Below are 22,079 nucleotides of genomic sequence, written 5' to 3'. Positions count from 1 at the left end.
TGTGAAGAGGCTTAATCATGGCTCGTTTCATAATTGAAGAAAGGTGCCCTTCCCGGTCTCCCCTTTTGGGAAGTGTCGGGAGGGGCGTTAATTATTTGTTGTTTGGATCGGTGCCGCATCAACGAGCAGCATCTTACTTCATCTTTCTCAACATCACCATCACCACATCATTTTCGTTGAGCGGGAGGTCGCGTTTGAGCAGACCATCGGCAGCAATGGTGACCATTTCGGAGGCAACGGGCAGGCCGGTGCTTTGACGCTTGAGGAACGCCACCTGCTGACGGTTGAGCTGTGAGGGGCGCCCCATTTGCGCATAAAGCTTGTATGGGTCGTTGATGCCGTAGCCGATTTTATAGGTATCGAGATGATAAGTGCCGGAGGGGATGCCCTTCAGGTCGAGGGTCACCCGTCCTTTGCTTTTGGCGGGCAGGTCGCGGATGTAATATTGCTGGTTGTTCACATCGTCGGGCAGGGTGTAAGTGAAATCCCACAGCAACACCTGCATGTCGCCGTTGCTGCTTTTGCACACCCACGAAGCGCTGTCGGCATTGGCCAGCTCGATGCCGCCCAGTTGATTCATCAAGGCATAGGCATGGTAGGCCGGTTTTTTGATGCCCTGAATGGTCATCAACCCAAAGCCGCCGTGAAAGGGGGTGAAACGCGGCCCGGCCTCTTCAAAGATGTCGGTAAACACCCAATACGACATGGAGTTGGCCGCATGGCCAACTTGTTTGATTTTTTCGAGAATGTAAGCCGCCTGATGGTAACTGTCGTGCATGGGGTCGGCCGGGGTGTACGACGAGCTCCACTCGGTGTAATGCAGTTCCAGATTGGGCTTCACCGACTCGGCAATCTCCTTGCGCGACTGAATCACATCGCCACTCACGCTCCATTTGTTTTTGCTCAGGCGGGTCCCGGCCTGGCCGAACTCATCCAAATAGCCCACATCCACACCATACGAATGAGTGCTGATGAAGTCGATGGGCACATCGTTTTTTACGCAGAAGTCGATCATCTCGGGTTCCCAGGCAGCGCCGGCCGTGGCAGGGCCGCCCACGCGGTAGGCATCGTTCACCCGTTTCACGCCCCTGGCGGCATATTGGTACAGCTTGAAATACTCCTGCTGCGTGCCCGTCCAAAAGCCAGGGGTGAGGTTGGGCTCGTTCCACACCTCAAAATACCACGTCTTCACCTCATCGGTGCCATAACGTTCGGTGAAATGCAACAACAGGTTGTAAATGAGCGCCTCCCACTTGTCGTAATCTTTGGGAGGGGTCACATTGCCTCGCCACCAGAAGATGGTTTCGGGGCCGCTGGCCAGTGCGTTTGGCATAAAGCCCAGCTCGACAAACGGTTTGATGCCAATTTCGAGCATGTAGTCGAACAGGGCATCGACATACATGAAGTTGTACTCGGGGTTGCCGTTGCGATCCTCTTTGTACACGGCCATGTCGTCGGTAAACAGGCCGTGCATGCGGATGTATTGGAAGTCGCACTCGGCCTTGGCCTCACGCAGTTGCTGTTGCCAGTCGGCACGGAGGCCCTCATTGGCGCGCCCGGCACCTATGCACTCCTTAAACATGGGGTTCATGGCCCCTTTCTCGTTTTGAAAATCGACAGAGATGGTGCGCACAGATGACTGAACTTTCGCCTTGGATTTACTTTGCGAATAAATGACAGGACTGCCGATGAGCAGCGTCGCCAAGGTGAATAAAATGGTGTGTTTTTTCATGGTTGATGTATTAAGCCCCCTAATCCCCCAAAGGGGGACTATGGAATATTTCGTCTTTAATTACTCTTTCAGTCTTCCTTTTACACTTCTAAACTCTTACACTTCTACACTCTTTTACTATCGTACTTTTGCACTCTCCTGCTTTGTTACTTTGCCACTTTGCTACTTTGCCACTTTGCCACTTTGCCACTTTCACTCTTATAGTTTTGCATTCTTCCCACTCCTCCCCTTCGGGGAGGCCGGGAGGGGCATCTTCTATTTCGCTCCTTCCATGATGGCATCGAGCGCCACCTGATCGAACACCGTGTTATTTTTCCGATTGAACAAGGCCGAAGCATTGGCATCCATGTTGCCGGCATCCCAATAAAACGGCAGCAGCCCGTTGGCTTTGGCTTTTTGAGTGAGATATTTGAGATAGTAAGCGCGGGAGGCCAGATGCAGTTTCAGGTTGTCGCCCGTTAAATTGGTGCGGCGGATGACGGCATATTCGCCCATGATCACGGGGATGCCCTTATCGACAAACTGCTGTTTCATCATGCCCATGAGCTCCTCCAACCGGGCTTCCTCACCCCAACTGGCGTTGCGGCCGGCATCGGTGGCCGAATGGTAATCCTTGCCCCAATAGTAAAACATCTTGCCCCAGCTGGCATCTTCGCTCATCAAACAATACTGAAAAGGGGTGTAATAATGTATCTCGGCCATCATGCGGTTGGGCACTACATCGGTGGGCATGGCGGTCATCAATTTTTGAGTCATCTCCACATCGGTCGAAGGTCCCTGCACCACCAGCGTGCGGTAGTAGTTGCGTCCTCCGGTGGCACGCACGGCATCTACAAAAGTTTGCAGGTAAGTTTGCAGCACGGCCATCTGGGTCGCATTTTCGACATTGGGTTCGTTAGTGCCGGCAAATATCAGCCGCTCGTCAAAATCGCGCAGGTGGGTGGCAATTTGCGTCCACAGTGCTTTTTGCTTGGCGTTGTTCTCAAACTGCTTGTCGGGGGTACAATGATTTTCGAGCCAGCCCCCATCCCAATGGATGTTGAGAATCACATACACATCATTGTCGACACACCATTGCACCACCTGTTTGACTCGGTTGAGCCACGACTCTTTAATTTTGGCCGTGGCATTGCTCTCGAGATACTGGTTCCACGAGCAAGGAATGCGAATGGCATTGAAGCCGTTTTGCTTAACCAGCTTAATCAGGTTTTCGGTCACCAGGGGATTTCCCCAAGCCGTTTCACCACCAATGGCCTCGAGGGTGTTGCCAATGTTCCAGCCGATTTTTATTCTCGATGCCAGTTCGGTGGCCGTGCTGCCCATGCCTGTGGCGTCGGGATCAATGGGAGATGTGTTATAGTCGGGATACGAAGCCCTCTGCGTCACCTCAATGACCGAGGCAGGAGCCGCCTCGCCACTGAGCGTGACTCGGGCGGTACGATTCTGCGAGCCGGTATAGGGCGCCGCCACTACATTCACTGAGGCAGTGCCGGCAACACCTTCGCCCTGGCTCAGCTCAACCCAGGGGGCATCGGCAGTGAGTGTCCAACGGGGGGCAGTGCCGGTCACCGTCATGGGAAGCGAACCACCCTGAAAGGAGAAATCGGCCGAGACGCGGTTGACAGCCAACTGATACAAAAAATCGGATGCAGCCTGCGACACCACCACATTCACCGGCGCGGCATTGCCGGCACGGATGACGAGCGTGTCGGTGCGGGGCGTCAGGCTGCGAGTGGCCACGGTTAACGAAATGAGCGCCCGGCTTTGCGTGCCGCTGCTCTGCGACAGGGTCACCCAATCGGCAGCCGGGTTGGTGATGGCCCAGGCGCCGGCATCGGTTTCGACCACAAAGCCGGATACCACTCCCTCGGGCGCCACCTCAATGAGACTCTCCGACACGGTGAGACGTGCCACCTCTTCGTCGTCACATCCCATGGTAAACAGGATGAATAACAGACTTAAAAAACTTGTGATTTTTTGCATGATTCTCATTGATTTGGATTGAAAAACACTGAGCTTGTTGGGCTAAGATGTGAGAATGATAAAGATTTCTCAGGGACGGATGTTTCACGAAGGCTGAATGGTGACAATCACTCTTTTGTAACTCGACAATTGGGGCTGCCCCCGATCCGTAACTTTTAAAATAAAATGAACCGTTTCATCTTTATCGACTTTAGGGGCAATAAAGAATGCCGCGTGAGCATTATTGGCGCCTTCCACCCCAATGGGCTGATGGTAAGTACCGGCCTCGGGATAATGAAACCACAAAAAACTAAAACTATCCCCATCGGGGTCGGTTGTCTCAAAAGCATCCAGAGCAACCCACTGTCCACTTTTCACCACCATCATATCGGGATGACTCAACACTATTTGCGGGTGGTGGTTGGCCGCCTCGTAAGGCTGGCAACACCAATCCATCCGGGCAGCAAAATCATTTTGAAAATCATCGCGCCAACGCCACAGCGACACCTTATTATCGCGAAACACAACCGTATCGGGTTTGACCGCTCGCCCATAATCATACGACACATAAGGAGAAAAGGCATCCACGGCATGCGTCCAGATCTTACGGGTTTCAGGTTCAAAAGGCACGCCGGATCCCCCTTTTTTCTGAGAAGAAAAGTCGGGCTGATAAAGCTCATATCGACCGCCCCAACCGCCCCAGTCAGGATGCTCGGCATTGCTTAAGCCATTTTGAATCAGAGACAAAAAAGCAGGGGTATCGCCTTCCACACCCCAGGCAACATCGGGGTAAAGGGCGCCAAGAGAGCCGTGTCCCTGCTGAATGTGTTGAGCAATCCAGGTGTTGCTGATTCGGTGATTGTCGATCCCACTGATATAACCATTGATGGCACTCCAGGTGGCACTGCCATAATCATCGCCGGGACTGACAATGTAAAACAGATCGGGAAAGTTATTTCTCAGCCATAGCCCGCTGTCGTCCTGATCGGAGATAGCATAAACGCGAAGCCGGCTCACCAGTTGTTTCAACGCTTGAGGGTTTTGGGTTTGTTTAAGCTGATAAAGCGCCTGAGCCAACGTATTAGCACCTCCCCAAACCGAAATCCACAAGGGGCGTTCATCAGCCTTCTCCAACTCCCGAATGATCCACTCCGAACCTTCCGAATCATTGTTGGAGCCAACACCAGCCATGCCGTAACGGGGCAATCCTTGCTTGATGAGGGCATACAACGCCTCGGCCTTGGGATACTGAGCGTGATGCAACATTAAGTTGTGGTGCACCTTCTCGTAACCCTGAACCACTTTTTTGATAGATTGAGGATTCACCATGTTTCGATGCCAGCACGAAGTGGTGGCAATCAACCCTTTGATGTCAATTTCGTTGGAGTATAACAGCAACCGAACCAACGACTGCGTGTCATCCGGATCAGCTTCAATGTCGGTGAGCACAATAAGTCGGTGCTTTTGTTGATTTTGTCCCCAAAGAGAAGCCACTGTCATGGCTAACAACAACACTAAAAACGAAGCCCTCATAGTAGAAGTTTTTTAATGAATAATCGTAAAAATGCTTATTCTGCTCCGTGGCTCTCTGAGTCTTCTGGTTCTTCCTCTATGAAACATTAAATTACACAGAGAACCACTGAGTTGACGCAGAGATTCACCGAGTTTTAGAATCTCTGTTGATGATGAAAAGCAAATAGGTTCCCACACGGATATTCATTAGTTTATTTATTTAAGTCTTAAAGCATCAACCCCGCTTCATCAGATACCACCCCCCTTGTCGAGAATGGCGCAGGATTTAATCCCCATGCACCGGCAACCAGACCTTCATGCGCCCCACACCTCTGTTTGACCACAAATGGTAAGGAATCAGGGTCAGCCCGGAGCGATTGCCTTTCAGAACGGGCGACTCAACCGAGTGAATCGACATTTGAGAGATGCTAAACCCTTCGTCGGGTGTGAGAAACCGCTCCTTCAGCCCCGGGTTATCGACCTCTTCGGCACAAAATACAATGGGACCATATTCAATGGCAACTTTATTCTGATTGTCGACGATCACCGGGGCGGATGCCACTTTTCGCACTTCAAAAGGCAGATTGATTTCAACCACATCGCCTCGCTCCCATTTGCGACTGAGGGTTGCATAACCATTTTCGAGCACGATGGCCTCACTTTTTCCGTTAACAAAAAGCTCAACCTTGGGTGTCACCTCATCAATGTATTGATACAATTGCCCCGGAAGAACGATGTTTTGCGCCCACCCCGGAATTCGTACGAGCATGGTAAATTCGGTACTTTTTTGAGGATTCACTTCAAGCACCACAGGACCGCTATTGGGATAATCCGTCTTTTGAATGATTTCGACGTTCTGTTTACGAATGGTAACTTTCGCCTTGTTAGCCATAAAAAGATTCACAAAAAGGCGATCGTCTTGTTGAGCATAAATCAGGCTTGGCAACGAAGGGATAAACCGAATCAGATTGGTTGGACAACACGAGCAATCGAACCATGGAGAGCGGGTACATGCCCCATGATTAAATGTATAAGTCCCATCAGACTCCAACGGATTGGGATAAAAAAACTTTTTGCCATCGATTGACAAACCCGCGATGAGACCATTATAAAGGGTTCGTTCGAGAACATCAATATATTGCACATTGCCGGTCAACTGAAACATCCGCTGATTCCAATGCACACTGCCAATGGCAGCACACGTTTCGCTATAAGCCGTGAGATTGGGCAGCTCATAATTCTCACCAAACATTTCCCCCTCATGACGTGCGCCAATGCCCCCTGTGATATATGTTTTATAATTCACCACATTGTTCCAAAGCGTATCGATGGCCATGCAATACGTCGAATCCTTAAAAATGGCCGCCACATCGGTCATGCCGGCATACATATACACGGCACGCACGGCATGGCCCACTGCCTGGGTCTGCCGGGTGACGGGCAAATGATCCTGAGCATACAAGCCATATAATTGATGGGTGGCAGTATCACCACGCCAATCGAGGTAATTCTTAGCCAGATTTAAATAATCAGGATTGTTGGTAATGCGATACAGCTTCACCAAACCGGTTTCGACAATTTGATGCCCCGGCGGGATTTGCAATTTACCGGGGCCAAAATTTGCCACCAGCAAGTCGGCATTTTTAAGGGCAATATCAAGAAAGTGGCGCTTGCCCGTAGCCCAATAATGCGCCGCTGCAGCTTCAAAAAGGTGTCCGCAATTATAAAGCTCGTGGTTCATATCCTCATGATCCCAGCGTTCTTTTGACGGTTTGAACCACTCAATCCCGGGGTTAGACGGGTCGATGCTAAACCAGGTTGACAAATAACCGTCAGGCTCCTGCCCAACCTTGATAATTTGGATGACAGAATCGACATAGGCCTCGAGGTGTGGATTGGGCGCACTGATTAACGAGTAGGATGCCCCTTCAATGATTTTGTAAAGATCGGTATCGTCAAAAGGCATCTTGCCGTGTTTCTTACCCGGTTTCTGACCTCCTGCTATCAGGAAGTTTTCCATACGCCCCTCCTGCTCGCATTTCATCAATGCGTAAGGAATGGTTGAATCCTGCACCGTTTTAATAATGGGTAACCAAAAACGGTCGTGAATCTCAACATCTTTCACATCGACAGATGAAATCGGATAATCGGGCGACTGTGTCACCTGACGTTCGCACCCCATCCACACAAGCGCCAAAAAAGGGAAAATAAGACTTTTCATAATCGGATCTATTCATGATTAATATTATTGCATCCGCCGCAGCCTGTCGGTCAACCTCAGGGGCGCAGCGCGACCAAAACCGACTACAATATTAGTCATCACACCGTTGCGCCTTTTGACAAAAAACGCAAATCATTTGACAGAACCGCCCGTGAGGCTTCTGATTTCGCTACAAAAAGGGCGTCATTTGTCTTTGGGGGGGAAAGCAAAGGAACAAAGTCGCAAAGCAGAAAAGTGGAAAAGTGGAAAAGGAACAAAGTCGCTTTGCATAGCAAAGAAAGCAGGAGAGTGTAAAAGAGTGCAAAAGTGCAAGATGCAAAAGTGCAAGAGTGCAAAAGTGCGAGAGTACAAAAGTGTGACTGAAAAAGTAATTAAAGACGAAACGATCCAAAGTCCCCCTTGGGGGATTTAGGGGGCCATAGGGGGCTATAGGGAGCCCTACCCCCGCAGCTGCTCCCTGAATTCGGTGGGGCTCACCCCGCATTCGCTCTTGAACACGCGGTTAAAATGGGTTTGGTTGTTAAATCCCACCCGAAAGGCGATTTCGCCCATGTTGAGGTCGGCCTGGGCAAGAAGGCGTTTGGCCTCGGTGATGCGGATGCGGTTCAGATAGCTTTTGAAGTGACAGCCGTAACGGTCGTGAATGAGCTGTGTGATGCGCCGGGGCGAGGTGCCCGTTTGGGCAGCGACCTTTTCGAGGGTGAGGTCGCTGAAGTGGTAATGGGTGTTGAGGTAGTCGAGGCAGGCCTCACCGCTACCGGCGGGCTCATCGAGGGGCACAGGCCGGTACGACACCGTGACACCAGGTGAAGCAACAACGGCTTTGACACGCCAAAAACGCCACACGCACAGCAGTGCTGACATCAACACATAAATGCCCGCCAACCACAGGTACAACTCCCGGTTGTTGCGCGTCAAGGTCACGGCATAAATGCACAATTGCTTGTCGCCATCGAGTTGAGGTGTAAAAGCCGTGCCAATGTTAACGTGCAACAAACGGCTCAGGTCGGGACGACGACGCATTTCGGGCGAGATGCCATGCAAGTCTTCCCACCATTCGGGGTGCTGAAATTGTGTCAGAGGCAGATGATAAACCGTCCGCTGATCAGTAATGTTGAGATACGAATGATTGAGCGTCTCGTTCACCCGGGTGTAGCCACTCGAACTCACCGGCTGGGTGTAAAGAGCGATGCCCACGCGTGAAAGTCCACCCCCACGCATCTCTACCTTCAGGCAATTGTACCATGACACGTCCACGCCCGATGATGCCACAGGGGTGAGGCTGACGCCCACGTAAGGACTGTGAAAGGCTTCGCCAAAGCGAAAATCCATGAGCGCCAATGAGTCGGAGACATCAAACCGCACCACCTGTGAATTGCCACCATTGGGGGCATCGGAATAAGCATCGACCCGAAACCGGGCTTGCGAGGGAAATATCACGCAAGCGGGTATCAGAGACACTGCTACCGCGATGACAAGCACCCCTGCAGTGAGTACCAACAGAAGCCAAACAAACAGTCTCAAGCCAAGGGGTTTAATCATAGATGCCGTTCACAAATTGGGGTTTCGACCCCGATAGATGGATTTTAGACGATAAATATAAGGAACGCACCACACACGGCAAAACCTTTTAAAATTATCCCCTTTATCCATGACTTCTCCATCACATCCTGATTCCCGATGGCACAAAACCTATCCAGACAGGGAAAAACACACAATTTTCATGTCCTGCCTTTTTCATTCTATCGCAAGCAATAAAGACCTTTGAACCACGAAACCATAAAAACGATCCTCCAATCATTCCCCAATCCTCCCCTTTGGGATGACAGGAGACTCTTAAACCAACATCCATGAAAACCATTTATTCATTCACATTTTTAATGACCATCGTGACCTGTTGCATCCCCACACAGGCCGGCAACAAAGTAAAACATCAAACCATAAAGGTGTCGGCGCCCTTCGAGATGCCTGACATCACCACACCCGACTTTAGCCGCTGCCGGCGGTTCGACATTACCAGTTTTGGTGCCGTTAAAGGCGACAAAGAGAAAACATCGGCGGCCATTGCAGCGGCCATCGACAAAGCCAATAAAAAGGGTGGCGTGGTGGTGGTGCCACAAGGAGAATGGCTTACAAAAAAGATACATCTCAAAAGCAACGTCAACCTACACCTCGACAAAGACGCCGTGCTCCTTTTTTTCCGAAGATCCCAAGGATTATCTGCCCGCCGTACACACCACATGGGAAGGTTACGAGTGCTATAACTACTCGCCGTTGGTGTATGCCTACGGGTGTAAAAACGTGGCCATCACCGGACAGGGCGAACTAAAGGCAAAACTCGATATTTGGAAAATCTGGTACAAGCGACCATCGGGACACATGAACAGCCTCAAACGGCTCTACTACATGGCCGCCGAAGATGTGCCCGTGGAGCAGCGCAACATGGTGAACGACTCGGCCAACTTTCGTCCGCATTTTATCCAATTGAATAGGTGCGAAAATATTTTGCTAGACGGCATTACCATCACCCATAGCCCGTTTTGGGTTATCCATCCCTATCTGTCGAAAAACGTGGTCATCCGCAACGTCAACGTGTTTGCCCACGGCCACAACAACGATGGCGTAGACCCCGAGATGAGCCAAAACGTGTTGATTGAAAACTGCACTTTCGACCAAGGCGACGATGCCATTGCCGTGAAGTCGGGCAGCAACTGGGATGCATGGAAGCTCAATACGCCATCGAAGAACATTGTGATGCGCAACTGCACCATTAAAAACGGGCACCAACTGTTGGCCGTGGGCAGCGAGTTGTCGGGTGGCATTGAAAACGTGTGGCTCAACAATTGCACCGTAGCCCCCGGCGCCAAAATGTTCCACCTGGTGTTCATCAAAACCAACGAACGGCGGGGCGGTTACGTCAAAAATATCATTGTCGAAAATATTGTAGCCGACAAGATGGACGAAGGCGTACTGGGCATTGAAACCGATGTGCTGTACCAATGGCGCGACTTGGTGCCCACGCTTGTCAAGAAGACGACACCCATTTCCGACATCACCCTCAAAAATATTGAAGCCGGCAGCGTGAAGTTTGTATCGCACATCCAAGGCCAAGCCAATCAGCCGGTGCAAAACGTGGTGCTCAAAAACGTGTCGGTGACCCAACAACGCGAGGCGCAGAAACATGGGCACGAGAATGTGGTGGGATTCAGGGAAGAGTAATCACCCCTCACCCCATTGCCGGCAATTGAACGTTAAACCCTGTCAAACGATCGCAAGCCAAAATCAAAACCAGAGGTCATTCTACCAAAAAACTGACAGCATCTCAACGATTGTTGAGGATGACGTCAGTTTTCAGTAGAAGATTACCTCAAAAACAATCGCCCCAAACCAAACATCCACGCCTGCTATCAGGGCTTATGTACCGGGAAATAAATGGAATAGCGTTCATCGGCAACCTCGTACAGCGGTACAAAACGAAAGTTTGTTGGTTGATTCACGGTGCGGTAATGGCTTTGTTTCCATGGAAATACTTTATATTCATGCTCATATTCACGTTCCACAAACGACTCGGGCTGTTGTACATTTCCGCGCAAAGACACCTCGCGATCAATTAATCCGGCCAACACAATTGGCCCTTCCATCAAGGCATATAGATTTTTAGCATCGGGCATGGGCACAGCCGTCACCCGAGTGGGAAACTCCACCAGAATCTCGTCGTGATGCCATTGCCGGGTAATGGTTACATAGCCATGGAGAGCGCTCACGGGGTGAGACACACCATTGACGGTCACCTTAGCTTTTTCGGTCAGCCACCACGGCAAACGCAGGCGTAAATCTAAGTTCGTCGGCTCATCGGCAGCAATGGTGATTTTCATGCGCCATCGGTTGGCCGTCGCGGCTTTGTCGTAGACATTTGCCAGGCACTCCTGTCTCACTTCCACGTTTGCCTTTCCATTTTGCCATTTGAGCCGGGAGGGGATGTATTGCGCCAACGTGAGACCACGATTGCTTTGATAGTAAATATTTTCAAGATAGCGCACTTGGGCTTGCACCAACGAACCGTGACAACACCAAAAATCCATCGTGGGAGTACCCCAACCTTTCTCGCCCCCCTTGGTGAACCCGGCCGCCATGGGCAGAAAATAAGCCACCATGCCGGTGTGAGGGTGCTGCTGGGCTAATATGCCATTGTAAATGTTGCGCTCTATGTAGTCGGCATAAGCCGGATCACCGGTCCATCGGTACAAATAATCGGCTGTACGTATCATATTGTACACGGTGCAATGCTCTTGATTGTTTTGGCACCTAAAATCGGCCAGTTTATGGGGCGGAATCCAATATTCGCCGGCGTTTTGCCCCCGGTACAATAGTGCCCGCGATCAGTCACGGCACTTTTCCAAAAGGCATGAACGATGTCACGCCAATATTGATTACCTGTCACCTCATACACTCTGGCAGCACCATGCGACCAGGGAATCCCTGCATTCGCATGATCGTTCGACAAAACATCCTGCCCACTGAGCAAGGCTTGAAACATCCCCGGATGACCATATCGTTGCATTAAATCGAGATACTTGGGGTGCTGCGCCACATTGTAAAGATTAGCCCAAATCTCAAGCATCCCACTGGTTTCACCCCCATAAATGGCTGCGGCGTTATTAGCCGCGATTTGCTTACCCGTCCAGGCATGAAACCAATCGGCAAACCGATCCAGCACCTCCAGAGCCTGGATTGATCCGGTAACCAGATACATGTCCCACAACCCCATCAATGTTTTATGAATGGTGTATTGTGGCGACCAAATTTGCTGCCCTTGCGCCATTAAGTCGAAATATTTTTCAGGGATTGAACCGGCCCACTGACCCCCATTGATGCGCTGACATTCGGCCAGCTCAGTCACAATCTTATCCGCTTTGCCCTTCACTTCCATGTCACCCGTTTGGGCAATCAAATAGGCGGCTGCCGACAGCCAGTGCCCTAAAAAATGTCCTCTCAGTTGATTATTGGGCGATTCCCATCCCCAATAAAAATCCTGATGATTCATATCCTTATTGAGCATGATGTATCCGGTTTTGGATATACCGGCTTCGTAATAAAAATTTTGCAACATCTTATCGTTATCCAAGCTCATCATGTATTTTTTATTGAGTTGGTAACGTTGCTGAAAAAGACCTGGTAACAACTGAACACGGTCAATAGGAATACGCTGGAGCTGAAGGTCGGGATTCTGTAACGAATGAAAAATTGAACTATCGCTGGAGCGTTGTCCTCCGGCATTGTTCACATAAATCACTTGCGCGGTAACATTGAGCTGTAATGCAGCCCAACAAAGAATTGACATGTAAATGAGTTTTGCCATAGTGGTGAGTGATAATGATTAACGATGACAACATTATCACAATCGCCCCAAAACCTTTTTGCAAAACCCGAAAATCTTTTTGCAAAACATGCAATCACATGCTATCCAACACCTTTAAATTCACTTGGACTCACACCAGTGAATTGCCTGAACACCCTATTGAAATGACTTTGGGTATTAAATCCCACCAGTGTGGCAATCTCCCCCATACTCAAACGGGTTTCCAGGAGCAAACGCTTCGACTCATGAATACGCAAACGATTAAGATAAGTCTTAAAATTACAGCCATATTGCTGCTGAATTGTCGTTGACATCAAACGCTGGTTAACGGTGAGCTTTTTCGACATTCCCTCTAACGTCAATTCCGGATCGTTAAAATGGTGATGAATGTAATTCATAAAATCAGGACTCCCAGGCTCTGAATCGTCGCCGCTCACCGCCACAGGCCTATAAGACACGGACAAGGGTAGTCGTCTTTTTCCCCAAACATATGCAATCAGGTTTGCCATCAATAACAATCCCAACACCAGCATCTCCACCAGAAACAATACCAACCAGGTTTGGCTATTGTCCCGAAAAAATCGAATCCCGTAAATGCGCAATTTCTGAGGTTCATCCCACCGGGTGGCATAGGCCGTGCCCACATTAAAACTCAACACCTTGGAAAGATTTAATGGAATACGGTTTGCAGCATTCACATTATGATCAACATACCAATAGTCCGGCACCTTGAAATGCTGCAGGTCAATAACATAACACCTCCGATGCGGCACCACGTCAATGATGTTATAATAATGATTCACCACCCACCCAGAATCATTGGTCATTACATCCCGAAAACGGGTGATCAGATCAATGCCAACATTGCTACTTTGATGACCTTCCATATCAATCGACATGCGATTATGACCACGCAAATTTATAAATTCAGCATCCGTGGGCGATACCGAAATGGACACATAGGGATCTACAAAACCTTTTTTCAATTCAAACAACATCTCGATGGCACTGTCCGATACCGCACCGTGCAATATGCGCGACTGGCCACCGTTGGCCGTATCGGTGAAAAAGAAATACGAAAAACGTTGTTCAGAAGGAAAGACGTGCAAGGAACTAACTGACGCAAAAAATAACCCAAAGGCAGCCCCCCCCACCAAGGCCACTGTCAGCAACCAACGATTGACCCGGCTGTGCCAAAAAAAATGCAAAAAAAAAGATAAAGGACTATGAAACATCATCAGCAAATTTCGGGCTCCTAATTTAATCATTTAAACAGTAATTAACCCCAATTTCACCAGCTTCACCCCTCACAGGACAACATCCCCTGCTCACCCGAACAATTTTCATGGGTGTTACATTTTTACCCCCAGGGGCGATTGATGATATTTGTATGAAACAAAAACCATCTCAAATAACATCATGATCAAGCTGCTCACCCTGTCGCTGGCCCTTATGGCTTCCCTCAGTTTATCCGCCAAGGACTATGTCATCACCCGCCACGGGGTGAAAGCCGACAGCACCCTGCTCAACACCTGTGCCATCCAAAAGGTCATCGACAAGGCACACGCCAAAGGCGGCGGCACCATTGTGGTGCCCAAAGGGGTGTTTCTCACCGGGGCGCTCTTTTTCAAGCCGGGCACTCGTCTCAAACTCTTGGAAGGCGCTGTCATCAAAGGCTCCGACACCATTGCCGACTACCCCCTGATGGCCTCGCGCATGGAGGGCAAGAACCTCGATTACTTTGCCGCGCTCATCAACGCCACCCACGTCAACGGCTTTTCTATCACCGGCCCGGGCACCATCGATGGGAACGGATATAAGTTCTGGGATCAGTTTTGGGCACGACGCGAAGAGGGACGCCGCCAGGGACGCACCGTCACCAACCTGGAGGTGTACCGCCCCCGTCTCATCTTTATTTGGGGCTGCGACAGCGTCACCCTTCGGGATGTGAAGCTGCGCAACGCCGGCTTCTGGACCACCCACCTCTACCAGTGCAACGATGTGCTCATTGAAGGGTGCGACATCCGCTCGCCCTTTAAACCCGTGAAGGCGCCCAGCACCGACGGCATCGATCTGGACGTGTGCAAGCGCGTGACCATTCGCAACTGTTACATCTCGGTCAACGACGACGGGGTGTGCATCAAAGGCGGCAAAGGCCCCCTGGCGCACACCCTGCCCGAAAACGGCATTGTAGAAGATGTGCTCATCGAGAACTGCACCTTTGGCCAGTCGCACGGCACCCTCACCCTGGGCAGCGAGTGCATTCACGCCCGCAACATCACCCTGCGCAACTGCGTGATGCAAAACACCTGCCCCGTGCTGCGCCTAAAGATGCGCCCCGACACCCACCAAACCTTCGAAAACATCACCATCGAAAACATCACCGGCAACAGCGGCCCCCTCATTGAGATGCGCCCATGGAAACAGTTCTTCGACCTGGAAGGCACCACCGATCAGCCCAAAGCCACCGTGCGCAACATTGTGATGAGCAACATTCACGTCACGGCCACTTATTTTGGCGAGATGGCCGGCAACGCCCACGACACGGTGTCGGACATCGTGTTTCGAAACATCACCGTGCATTCGCCCGGCCAGGGCATGAAATGCCTCTACCCCGATGCCGTGACGCTCGAGAATGTGACCGAAAATGGGGAGGCGCTGAAGTTGGTTCCCTAAAATGAAGATCGCCCCCGCAAACACACTACAAAGGCCTGACTCAATAGAATTCAGGCCTTTGTGGCATTCCCCTACAATCGTACAGACGCGCAAATAGCGCATCTCTCCCGTGAACGCATTTCAAAATTCCCTATCTTCACCATTAAAAATGCCATGACCGCCATTCACGACCTCATTGCCCGCCAACGCGACTATTTCAACAGCAACGCCACCAAGGACATTCGCCTTCGCATTGCCCACCTCAGGCAGCTGCGCGACCTCATCGCCCGGCACGAACCGGAGCTCAACCGCGCCATCCGCGAGGACTTTGGCAAGTCAGAATTCGAGACTTTCACCACCGAACTATCGCTCATCTATCACGAAATAGACCTGCTCATCACCCGACTGCCGCGCTGGAGCAAGGCCAAACGCGTGGGCGCTGGGCTCCTCAACTTCCCCGCCAAAAGCTACATCATGCCCGAGCCACTGGGCGTCACCCTGGTGATTGGCGCCTGGAACTACCCCATTCAACTGTCGCTGCTGCCGGCCCTCACGGCTTTGGCTGCCGGCAACACCGTGATGCTCAAACCCAGCGAGCTGCCCGCCCACACGGCCAACGTGCTCGCCCGACTGGTGAACGACCATTTTGCCCCCGAATATTTCCATGTGGTGCAGGGCGATGCCCAAACCACGCAGGAACTTCTGGAGCATCACTTCGACAAAATTTTCTTCACCGGCAGCATCCCCGTGGGTCGCATGGTGTACCAGGCCGCAGCGCGTCACCTCACCCCCGTCACCCTCGAGCTGGGCGGCAAAAGCCCCGTGTTTGTGATGGCCGACTGCAACATTGCCGTGACTGCGCGACGCATCGTGTGGGCCAAGTTCCTCAATGCGGGTCAGACCTGTGTAGCGCCCGATTACCTGTTGGTGGAGAAAAGCATCGAGGAACGCTTCATCGAGGCTCTCAAGGCCGAAGCGGCTCGCTACCCCCAGCACCCCGACACCCCTGCCGACCACTACCTGCAAATCATCAACCACCGCAACTTCGATCGGCTGGTGGCGCTCATCGACCCGACCAAGGTATGCTTTGGCGGTGTGCACGACCGTCAGGCGCGGTTCATCAGCCCCACCCTGCTGCGTGATGTCACCTTCGACGATGCGGTGATGCACGACGAAATCTTCGGCCCCATCCTGCCCGTGCTCACCTTCACCAGCCTCGACGATGCCATTGCCCGTGTGAAGGCGCAGCCCAAACCCCTGTCGTGCTACATCTACTCCGAAAACAAAACCACCATCCGCAAAATCCTCCACGAGGTTTCCTTTGGCGGAGGTGCCGTCAACGAAAGCCTTATGCACCTGGCCAGCAGCAATCTTCCCTTTGGCGGCGTGGGCGCCAGCGGCATGGGGAGCTACCACGGCAAGGCCGGCTTCGACACCTTTACACACTACAAGAGCATTCTGCAAAAACCCACCTTCTGGGAGCCCAACCTCAAATATGCCCCCTACTCGCTTCAGAAACTCCGACTCATACGAATGCTGCTGAGGTAAGGGAGGAGTGGAAGAGTGGAGGAGTTTAAGAGTAGAGGGGTGGAGGAGTTTAAGAGTTTAAGAGTTTAAGAGGATACATGTTACTCGTGGAGGATAAGGAGCGTGGATTTCGGTGAGACTCACTATGATTTCTTTTTATACACGCGCAATCCGTTTAGAGGCCCCATCGGGGCCAAATATCGGTAGCATTTGGGGGAATCGTGGACCGCTCGCCCCAATTGGGGCGAAAGATGGATTGGCTTACCTTCTTCTACCTAGCTATGGTGCCCAAAGGCATCATCATAAAAAGAAGGCCGGGGAAACCACGATGATGATGTCTCGTTGTTTCCCCGGCCTTGTCGTTGTTCGTAAATCGTAACGTTACCGCAGGTTCCGATTAGAAGTTTTCGAACTCCACGCTGTCTAATTCTGCCTCCCCGGGAGTGAATTTTTTGGGTTGCGCGGCCGGCTTGGCACTTCGGATGGAGTGACGCTGATCGCGATGGGGAGCACGCACCACCTTTTCCTGCTCCAATTCAAAGTAACTCACCACCTCGTTGAGTTGTTCGGCCTGGCTGGCCAGTTCTTCCGAGCTGCTGGCCATCTCCTCGGCACTGGCCGTGTTCGACTGGGTGACGTTGGAGAACTGTTGCACAGCCAGACTGATTTGGTCGGCGCCCAGTTTTTGCTCACGGGAGGCAGCAGCAATCTCCATCACCAGTTCTGCAGTCTTCTGCACATCGGGAACGATGCACGAAAGCAACTTGCTGGCATTTTCGGCCACCTGCAAACTCGATGAAGAGAGGTGGTTGATCTCTTTGGCAGCCTGTTGACTCACTTCGGCCAGCTTGCGCACCTCCGAAGCCACCACGGCAAAGCCTTTTCCATGCTCTCCGGCACGCGCAGCCTCAATGGCGGCATTGATGGCCAGCAGGTCGGTTTTTTCGGCAATGTCGCCAATGATGGTAATTTTTTCGGCAATGTCCTTCATGGCTTTCAGGGTCGTCTCAAACGATTTTCGACCTTCGTCGATGTCCTTGGAAGCCTTCACAGCAATGAGTTCGGTGTCCTTGGCGTTTTCAGTATTTTGCGTGATGGTGGCGGCCATCTCTTCAACCGACGAGGAGACCTCTTCGGCTGTGGCGGCCTGCTCGTTGGCTCCGGTAGAGATGTCGGTGGCCGACTGACTGATTTGAACACTGCCGCTGGCCACGTTTTGCGCCACCATACGGATATTCTTCACCACGTCGCGCAGTTGTTCGCGCATGTTGATCAGCGCCTCATCCAAAGAACCCTCGATGACCCGATGGACGTTTTTAGCCTCCATGCGCAAGTCGCCCGAGGCAATTTTACGAGCCATTTCCACCCCCGACCGGAACGAACCAACCATGGTACGCAGGGCATCGGCCAGCACGCCCACCTCATCTTTTTGGTCAATGTCCAGATGAGCCGACAACTCCCCATTGGTGATTTTTTGGGCAAAATCGACCCCTTTGCGCAGAGATGACGAAATGGCGTTGGCCATCACCACGATGACCACCACCATGATGGCAATGCTCAAGAGAATGGCAAAGAGCAGGATGTTACGCAGGTGTGCCAGGATGACGGTCAGCTCGTCCTCAAAGATGGAAGCCACAATGTATGAATCAATGGCCTCGACATAAGAAGCGTAAAGAATTTTGTGGCGTTCGTTCCAGATGTAACTGATTCTGATGTCGGCGCTTTGGGTCGCCGTCAGTTGTTTAAAGAATGGTTCGCCCTTAAGGTTATTCCCCTCGTTTTGAGGATGTACAATCAGCAGCCCCTCTTTGTCGATGATGAAAGGATAACCGGATGTGAGATACTGCTTGCGATTAAAAATCTCTTTGATGTTGCCCAAATCCTTCTCGGGCATTCCCACGAAAAGCATGCCCACAATTTGATGATTGACCTTAAGAGGTTTGTAAGTGGTCAGATACCAGTCGTCCACCACAATGGCCCGACCATGATAAGCCTTCCCGCTTTCGATGGCCTGCACCACGGGAGAGTGGTCGGGAATGAAGGTATTGGTGGCTCGTTTACCATCACGGTGCACCACCGAGGTGGAAATGCGCAGATACCCACCCTCGATTTTTTGAAAGATGGTGGCACGGGCACGCGTCAACTCGGTGATTTTGTCCACCAGCAAAGTGCTGTTGTATAGGGTCTGATTGTTGAGCTTAAGAGTGGGAAGCTTCACGACTTTTTGTTCACGGGTCTCCTGATCGACGGCCTCAATAACAGTGGTTTCGTAAGACGAGAGGGAAAGAGACCCGGCTTGATTCATCACTTCCTGAGCCATCAGAATGGCCGATCCCACCTGTTCCTGACGTTCTTTGATCTGCATTTGCACAATGCGGGTGAGGTCTTTCACCTGCTCAGTCATGTATTTGTCGTTATCCGTGACGATTTTTTCTTCCTGAATGTTATAGATATACAAGCCCAACACCGAGAGGATGAGGACTGTGGTGGTGCTGATGACCAACATCAGGCGGAAACCGATTTTGAGGTCGTTAAATTTTTTCATCTGTTTATAATTAAGCCCCCTGTATCCCCCAGCGTAAGAATAAACGCTGAGGCGCAAAGACGCTGAGTTAATTTGTAATACGATGTGTGTTTATATAAAAAATCAGATAACAAAAAAGAAATATTTAGCAGGGATTGCGGATATTTCATCTTTAATCACTTCACTATCCGCACTTTTAGCACTCTCGCACTCTTGCACGTCATCAACAACGATGCCCCCTCGTGTCGAAGCATTCAACCTGGCACGTTTTATCTGCTCAAATGTAAGGCGCTGCCAACGGGTTTGGGGAGAGAAGAAAGTGGGGTTTCGGCCGTCGAAGGGGGTGTTTTGATGCCCCGAAAAAGGGTGGACAGTTGGATGATGCGAGATGCAAGATACAAGACGCAAGACGCAAGATGCAAGACACAAGTATCAAGACGCAAGATAAGAGACACAAGACAAAAAGACAGATGATGAGATGAGGAAAGATATTTGTCTTTTTTCGGAGCAGCACGCACGAAACGACCTGGCATCTGAATTCAACAAAACAGAGCAGAACACATCGGAATATCCTTATCTTTACAGTTACCCAAAGCAAACCAAGCGAAATATTTTACATCTTAACACACTCACAAATAGATGAAAATCAACATTCAACCACTCAAACGAACACTGCTGGCATTGCTGGCAGCCACCATGACAGCCTGTGCACCGCTGACGACACAGGAATTGTGCATCACCGCCGAAACGGATCAAATTGCGGGCACCCGGGATGGATTCCGCTACGAATTGTGGAACCAAAACTCACAGGGGACGGCCTGCATGACCCTGGGCGAGGGCGCCCTCTTCAGCGGCCACTGGAACGGCATTCTCAACTACCTGGCCCGGCGCGGTTTGGATTACAACCAAACCCTGGAACATCAGCAAATTGGCACTTTTTATGCCGACTATGACTGTACTTACAGCCCGTCAACGGCTTCGGGCAACTCCTATCTGTCGGTGTATGGTTGGACCATTGAACCGCTCATTGAGTACTACATCATTGAAGACTGGCGCAACTGGATTCCGTCGATGGATGCCAACGCCATCAAAAAAGGGTCGTTTACCGTCAATGGCAGCGAGTATGATATTTATGAAAACACCCGCATCGAGCAGCCCTCGATCGTGGGCAACACCACCTTTAAGCAATATTTCAGCATCCGCACCAACAAGCGAAACAGCGGCACCATCCACATCAGCGACCACTTTAAACAATGGGAATCAATGGGCATGAACCTGGGCAAGCTGCACGAGGTATCGATGGTGGTGGAAGGCTACATGAGCAGTGGCAATTTTGCATTTAAGGCGCTTAACATTTACGCCGACACGGAAGCCGGAGTCACAAATTAACAAGACCCCATACTGTAGCACACAGGTGACCTTTCCCCTTTACAGCACTTCACGAGAGCTGATTCTCTCCGTCCATCGCACCCCCTCATTGATCGTCATCGCACCAACACTCGAAACGCTTCCGCCGATCGGGTGGTGGTAGGGATGAGACGTTGATCAATTAAAGGGCGAGCACAAAGAGCTTCATTACCAGCCTACTCATATGAATGAGTTGGAAGAGATGAATCCACTCGCTATACCAGCGCCAAGATCTCGTGTTTGGGGTGGTTGTTGGTAGCCATTCAAAACCACCAACCTTTCATTGGCATTCATCATCTTGCTATTCCCATGTGCGGTGATGAGCTAAAAGGGTTTTTCCACGAATTCTTTGCTTCGCAAAGAATTCGTGGATTCATTGTCAGGGATTTCATTTCATGTGTTTCACCACAACACTGTGAACGCCAAACGAAAGGCTTCACCATTTCCCTTTGCCCCATTCTGAAAAACAACAACCCACAACGATCGGATGACGCCCCTGCGTTTAGCGCTATGTGAAAATCTAAACCGGTGGCGATGATTGGCCCAACGATGGCTCGATTCATTCATTGCCTGACATTCACCCCCAAAAAAATGGGCTATTGCCCCCGGTTACACTCCAAGCGAACACCCCTTGATGCTCGATTAGCAAGCGCTCTGTCCGGATAGATGATCAACCCATCATAAGCGCATTTATAACACAAATATCACATTTATGTTATAAATACACAGCATACCGAAAAGCCATTATTGGGTGTCATTTTAGACAAACCCAACAACCCCCTTCTTCTCTGAGAGCCACAACATCCTTAACATATATAACACACCACCAGAACGCTCTACAATGCGCAACCTAACCCATTTTGCAGCTATCCTAAAGCCAGCGCCTGTATTTCAATGAATTGTTCATTTTCGAGTTCGGATTTGTGTACTACAGATTTTCGCTTTGTAAAGGTAGCGTAATGACGCTAGCTCTCCACTAAACACGGTAATAACCGCTATAGATTCCCGTTTCGGGGTTGGTGCGCATGGATACTTTGAAATACATGCCCCAAAGTAAACATGTAAACCGCTGATATACAATACCCCCTTGTGTACTACAAATGATTTTTCGAAAATTCAGACACTGATTATCAATGTATTACAAAAGCAAATAGAGCAAAAGAGACTATTTTGAGGTGAA

At 50.7% G+C, this 22,079-nt stretch carries 13 protein-coding genes and 1 pseudogene; 5 read left to right on the top strand and 9 right to left on the bottom strand.

Translation table 11 applies throughout. From position 1 onward, the window contains the following. Window positions 1-133 precede the first annotated feature (133 nt). From LX69_RS15050 to LX69_RS15025, 5 genes are all read right to left on the bottom strand, one after another. Window positions 134-1,732 carry a GH39 family glycosyl hydrolase gene (locus tag LX69_RS15050; protein WP_111446872.1) on the bottom strand — a complete coding sequence of 533 codons (1,599 nt, stop codon included), beginning with the start codon at window positions 1,730-1,732 and terminating at the stop codon, window positions 134-136. A 255-nt stretch (window positions 1,733-1,987) separates the two neighbouring features. Next, window positions 1,988-3,715 (bottom strand): cellulase family glycosylhydrolase, encoded by a 1,728-nt coding sequence (locus tag LX69_RS15045; protein WP_170124420.1) that lies wholly within the window; start codon window positions 3,713-3,715, stop codon window positions 1,988-1,990. 84 nt (window positions 3,716-3,799) lie between these two features. Continuing rightward, on the bottom strand, window positions 3,800-5,227 hold the full coding sequence (locus LX69_RS15040) for a DUF1593 domain-containing protein (protein ID WP_111446870.1): 1,428 nt from the start codon (window positions 5,225-5,227) through the stop codon (window positions 3,800-3,802). Between the two features lie 265 nt (window positions 5,228-5,492). Further along, window positions 5,493-7,427 (bottom strand): glycoside hydrolase family 127 protein, encoded by a 1,935-nt coding sequence (locus LX69_RS15035; RefSeq protein WP_111446869.1) that lies wholly within the window; start codon window positions 7,425-7,427, stop codon window positions 5,493-5,495. Window positions 7,428-7,865: 438 nt separating this feature from the next. Continuing rightward, window positions 7,866-8,951, bottom strand: coding sequence for a helix-turn-helix domain-containing protein (locus LX69_RS15025; RefSeq protein ID WP_170124419.1), 1,086 nt, complete (start codon window positions 8,949-8,951; stop codon window positions 7,866-7,868). A 326-nt stretch (window positions 8,952-9,277) separates the two neighbouring features. On the opposite strand from LX69_RS15025, the gene LX69_RS18030 reads away from it, so the two are divergent. Both LX69_RS18030 and LX69_RS15015 read left to right on the top strand, forming a co-directional pair. Next, window positions 9,278-9,691 carry a glycosyl hydrolase family 28-related protein gene (locus LX69_RS18030; RefSeq protein ID WP_221621383.1) on the top strand — a complete coding sequence of 138 codons (414 nt, stop codon included), beginning with the start codon at window positions 9,278-9,280 and terminating at the stop codon, window positions 9,689-9,691. A 13-nt stretch (window positions 9,692-9,704) separates the two neighbouring features. Further along, complete coding sequence (locus LX69_RS15015) at window positions 9,705-10,646, top strand: glycoside hydrolase family 28 protein (protein WP_245935040.1); 942 nt, start codon at window positions 9,705-9,707, stop codon at window positions 10,644-10,646. A 188-nt stretch (window positions 10,647-10,834) separates the two neighbouring features. Here the strand turns inward: LX69_RS15015 and LX69_RS18275 are convergent, their stop codons facing one another. The 3 genes and pseudogenes from LX69_RS18275 to LX69_RS15005 all read right to left on the bottom strand — a co-directional run bounded on the left by LX69_RS18275 (window position 10,835) and on the right by LX69_RS15005 (window position 14,054). Continuing rightward, entirely contained in the window at window positions 10,835-11,509 is a 675-nt protein-coding gene (locus tag LX69_RS18275; RefSeq protein ID WP_394336327.1) for a hypothetical protein, read from the bottom strand. An 18-nt stretch (window positions 11,510-11,527) separates the two neighbouring features. Next, window positions 11,528-12,558 (bottom strand): annotated as a pseudogene (locus tag LX69_RS18270) (beta-L-arabinofuranosidase domain-containing protein); the annotation flags it as partial. Between the two features lie 329 nt (window positions 12,559-12,887). Continuing rightward, entirely contained in the window at window positions 12,888-14,054 is a 1,167-nt protein-coding gene (locus LX69_RS15005) for a helix-turn-helix transcriptional regulator (RefSeq protein WP_111446865.1), read from the bottom strand. Window positions 14,055-14,205: 151 nt separating this feature from the next. Here LX69_RS15005 and LX69_RS15000 point away from each other — a divergent pair, with 151 nt between their 5' ends. Together LX69_RS15000 and LX69_RS14995 are read left to right on the top strand one after the other, a co-directional pair. After that, on the top strand, window positions 14,206-15,462 hold the full coding sequence (locus LX69_RS15000) for a glycoside hydrolase family 28 protein (RefSeq protein WP_111446864.1): 1,257 nt from the start codon (window positions 14,206-14,208) through the stop codon (window positions 15,460-15,462). Between the two features lie 60 nt (window positions 15,463-15,522). Beyond that, window positions 15,523-16,989 carry an aldehyde dehydrogenase gene (locus LX69_RS14995; protein ID WP_221621379.1) on the top strand — a complete coding sequence of 489 codons (1,467 nt, stop codon included), beginning with the start codon at window positions 15,523-15,525 and terminating at the stop codon, window positions 16,987-16,989. A gap of 376 nt (window positions 16,990-17,365) precedes the next feature. On the opposite strand, the gene LX69_RS14990 is transcribed toward LX69_RS14995, so the two are convergent. Then, entirely contained in the window at window positions 17,366-19,513 is a 2,148-nt protein-coding gene (locus LX69_RS14990; RefSeq protein ID WP_111446862.1) for a methyl-accepting chemotaxis protein, read from the bottom strand. A 618-nt stretch (window positions 19,514-20,131) separates the two neighbouring features. On the opposite strand from LX69_RS14990, the gene LX69_RS14985 reads away from it, so the two are divergent. Continuing rightward, window positions 20,132-20,881, top strand: coding sequence for a glycoside hydrolase family 11 protein (locus LX69_RS14985; RefSeq protein ID WP_221621378.1), 750 nt, complete (start codon window positions 20,132-20,134; stop codon window positions 20,879-20,881). The last annotated feature ends 1,198 nt before the right edge of the window (window positions 20,882-22,079 follow it).

The organism is Breznakibacter xylanolyticus (assembly GCF_003254275.1).
GTDB classification, from domain to species: Bacteria; Bacteroidota; Bacteroidia; order Bacteroidales; family Marinilabiliaceae; genus Breznakibacter; species Breznakibacter xylanolyticus.
Note: the sequence above shows the minus strand (reverse complement) of the source record. Positions and strands in the feature narration are given on the sequence as shown.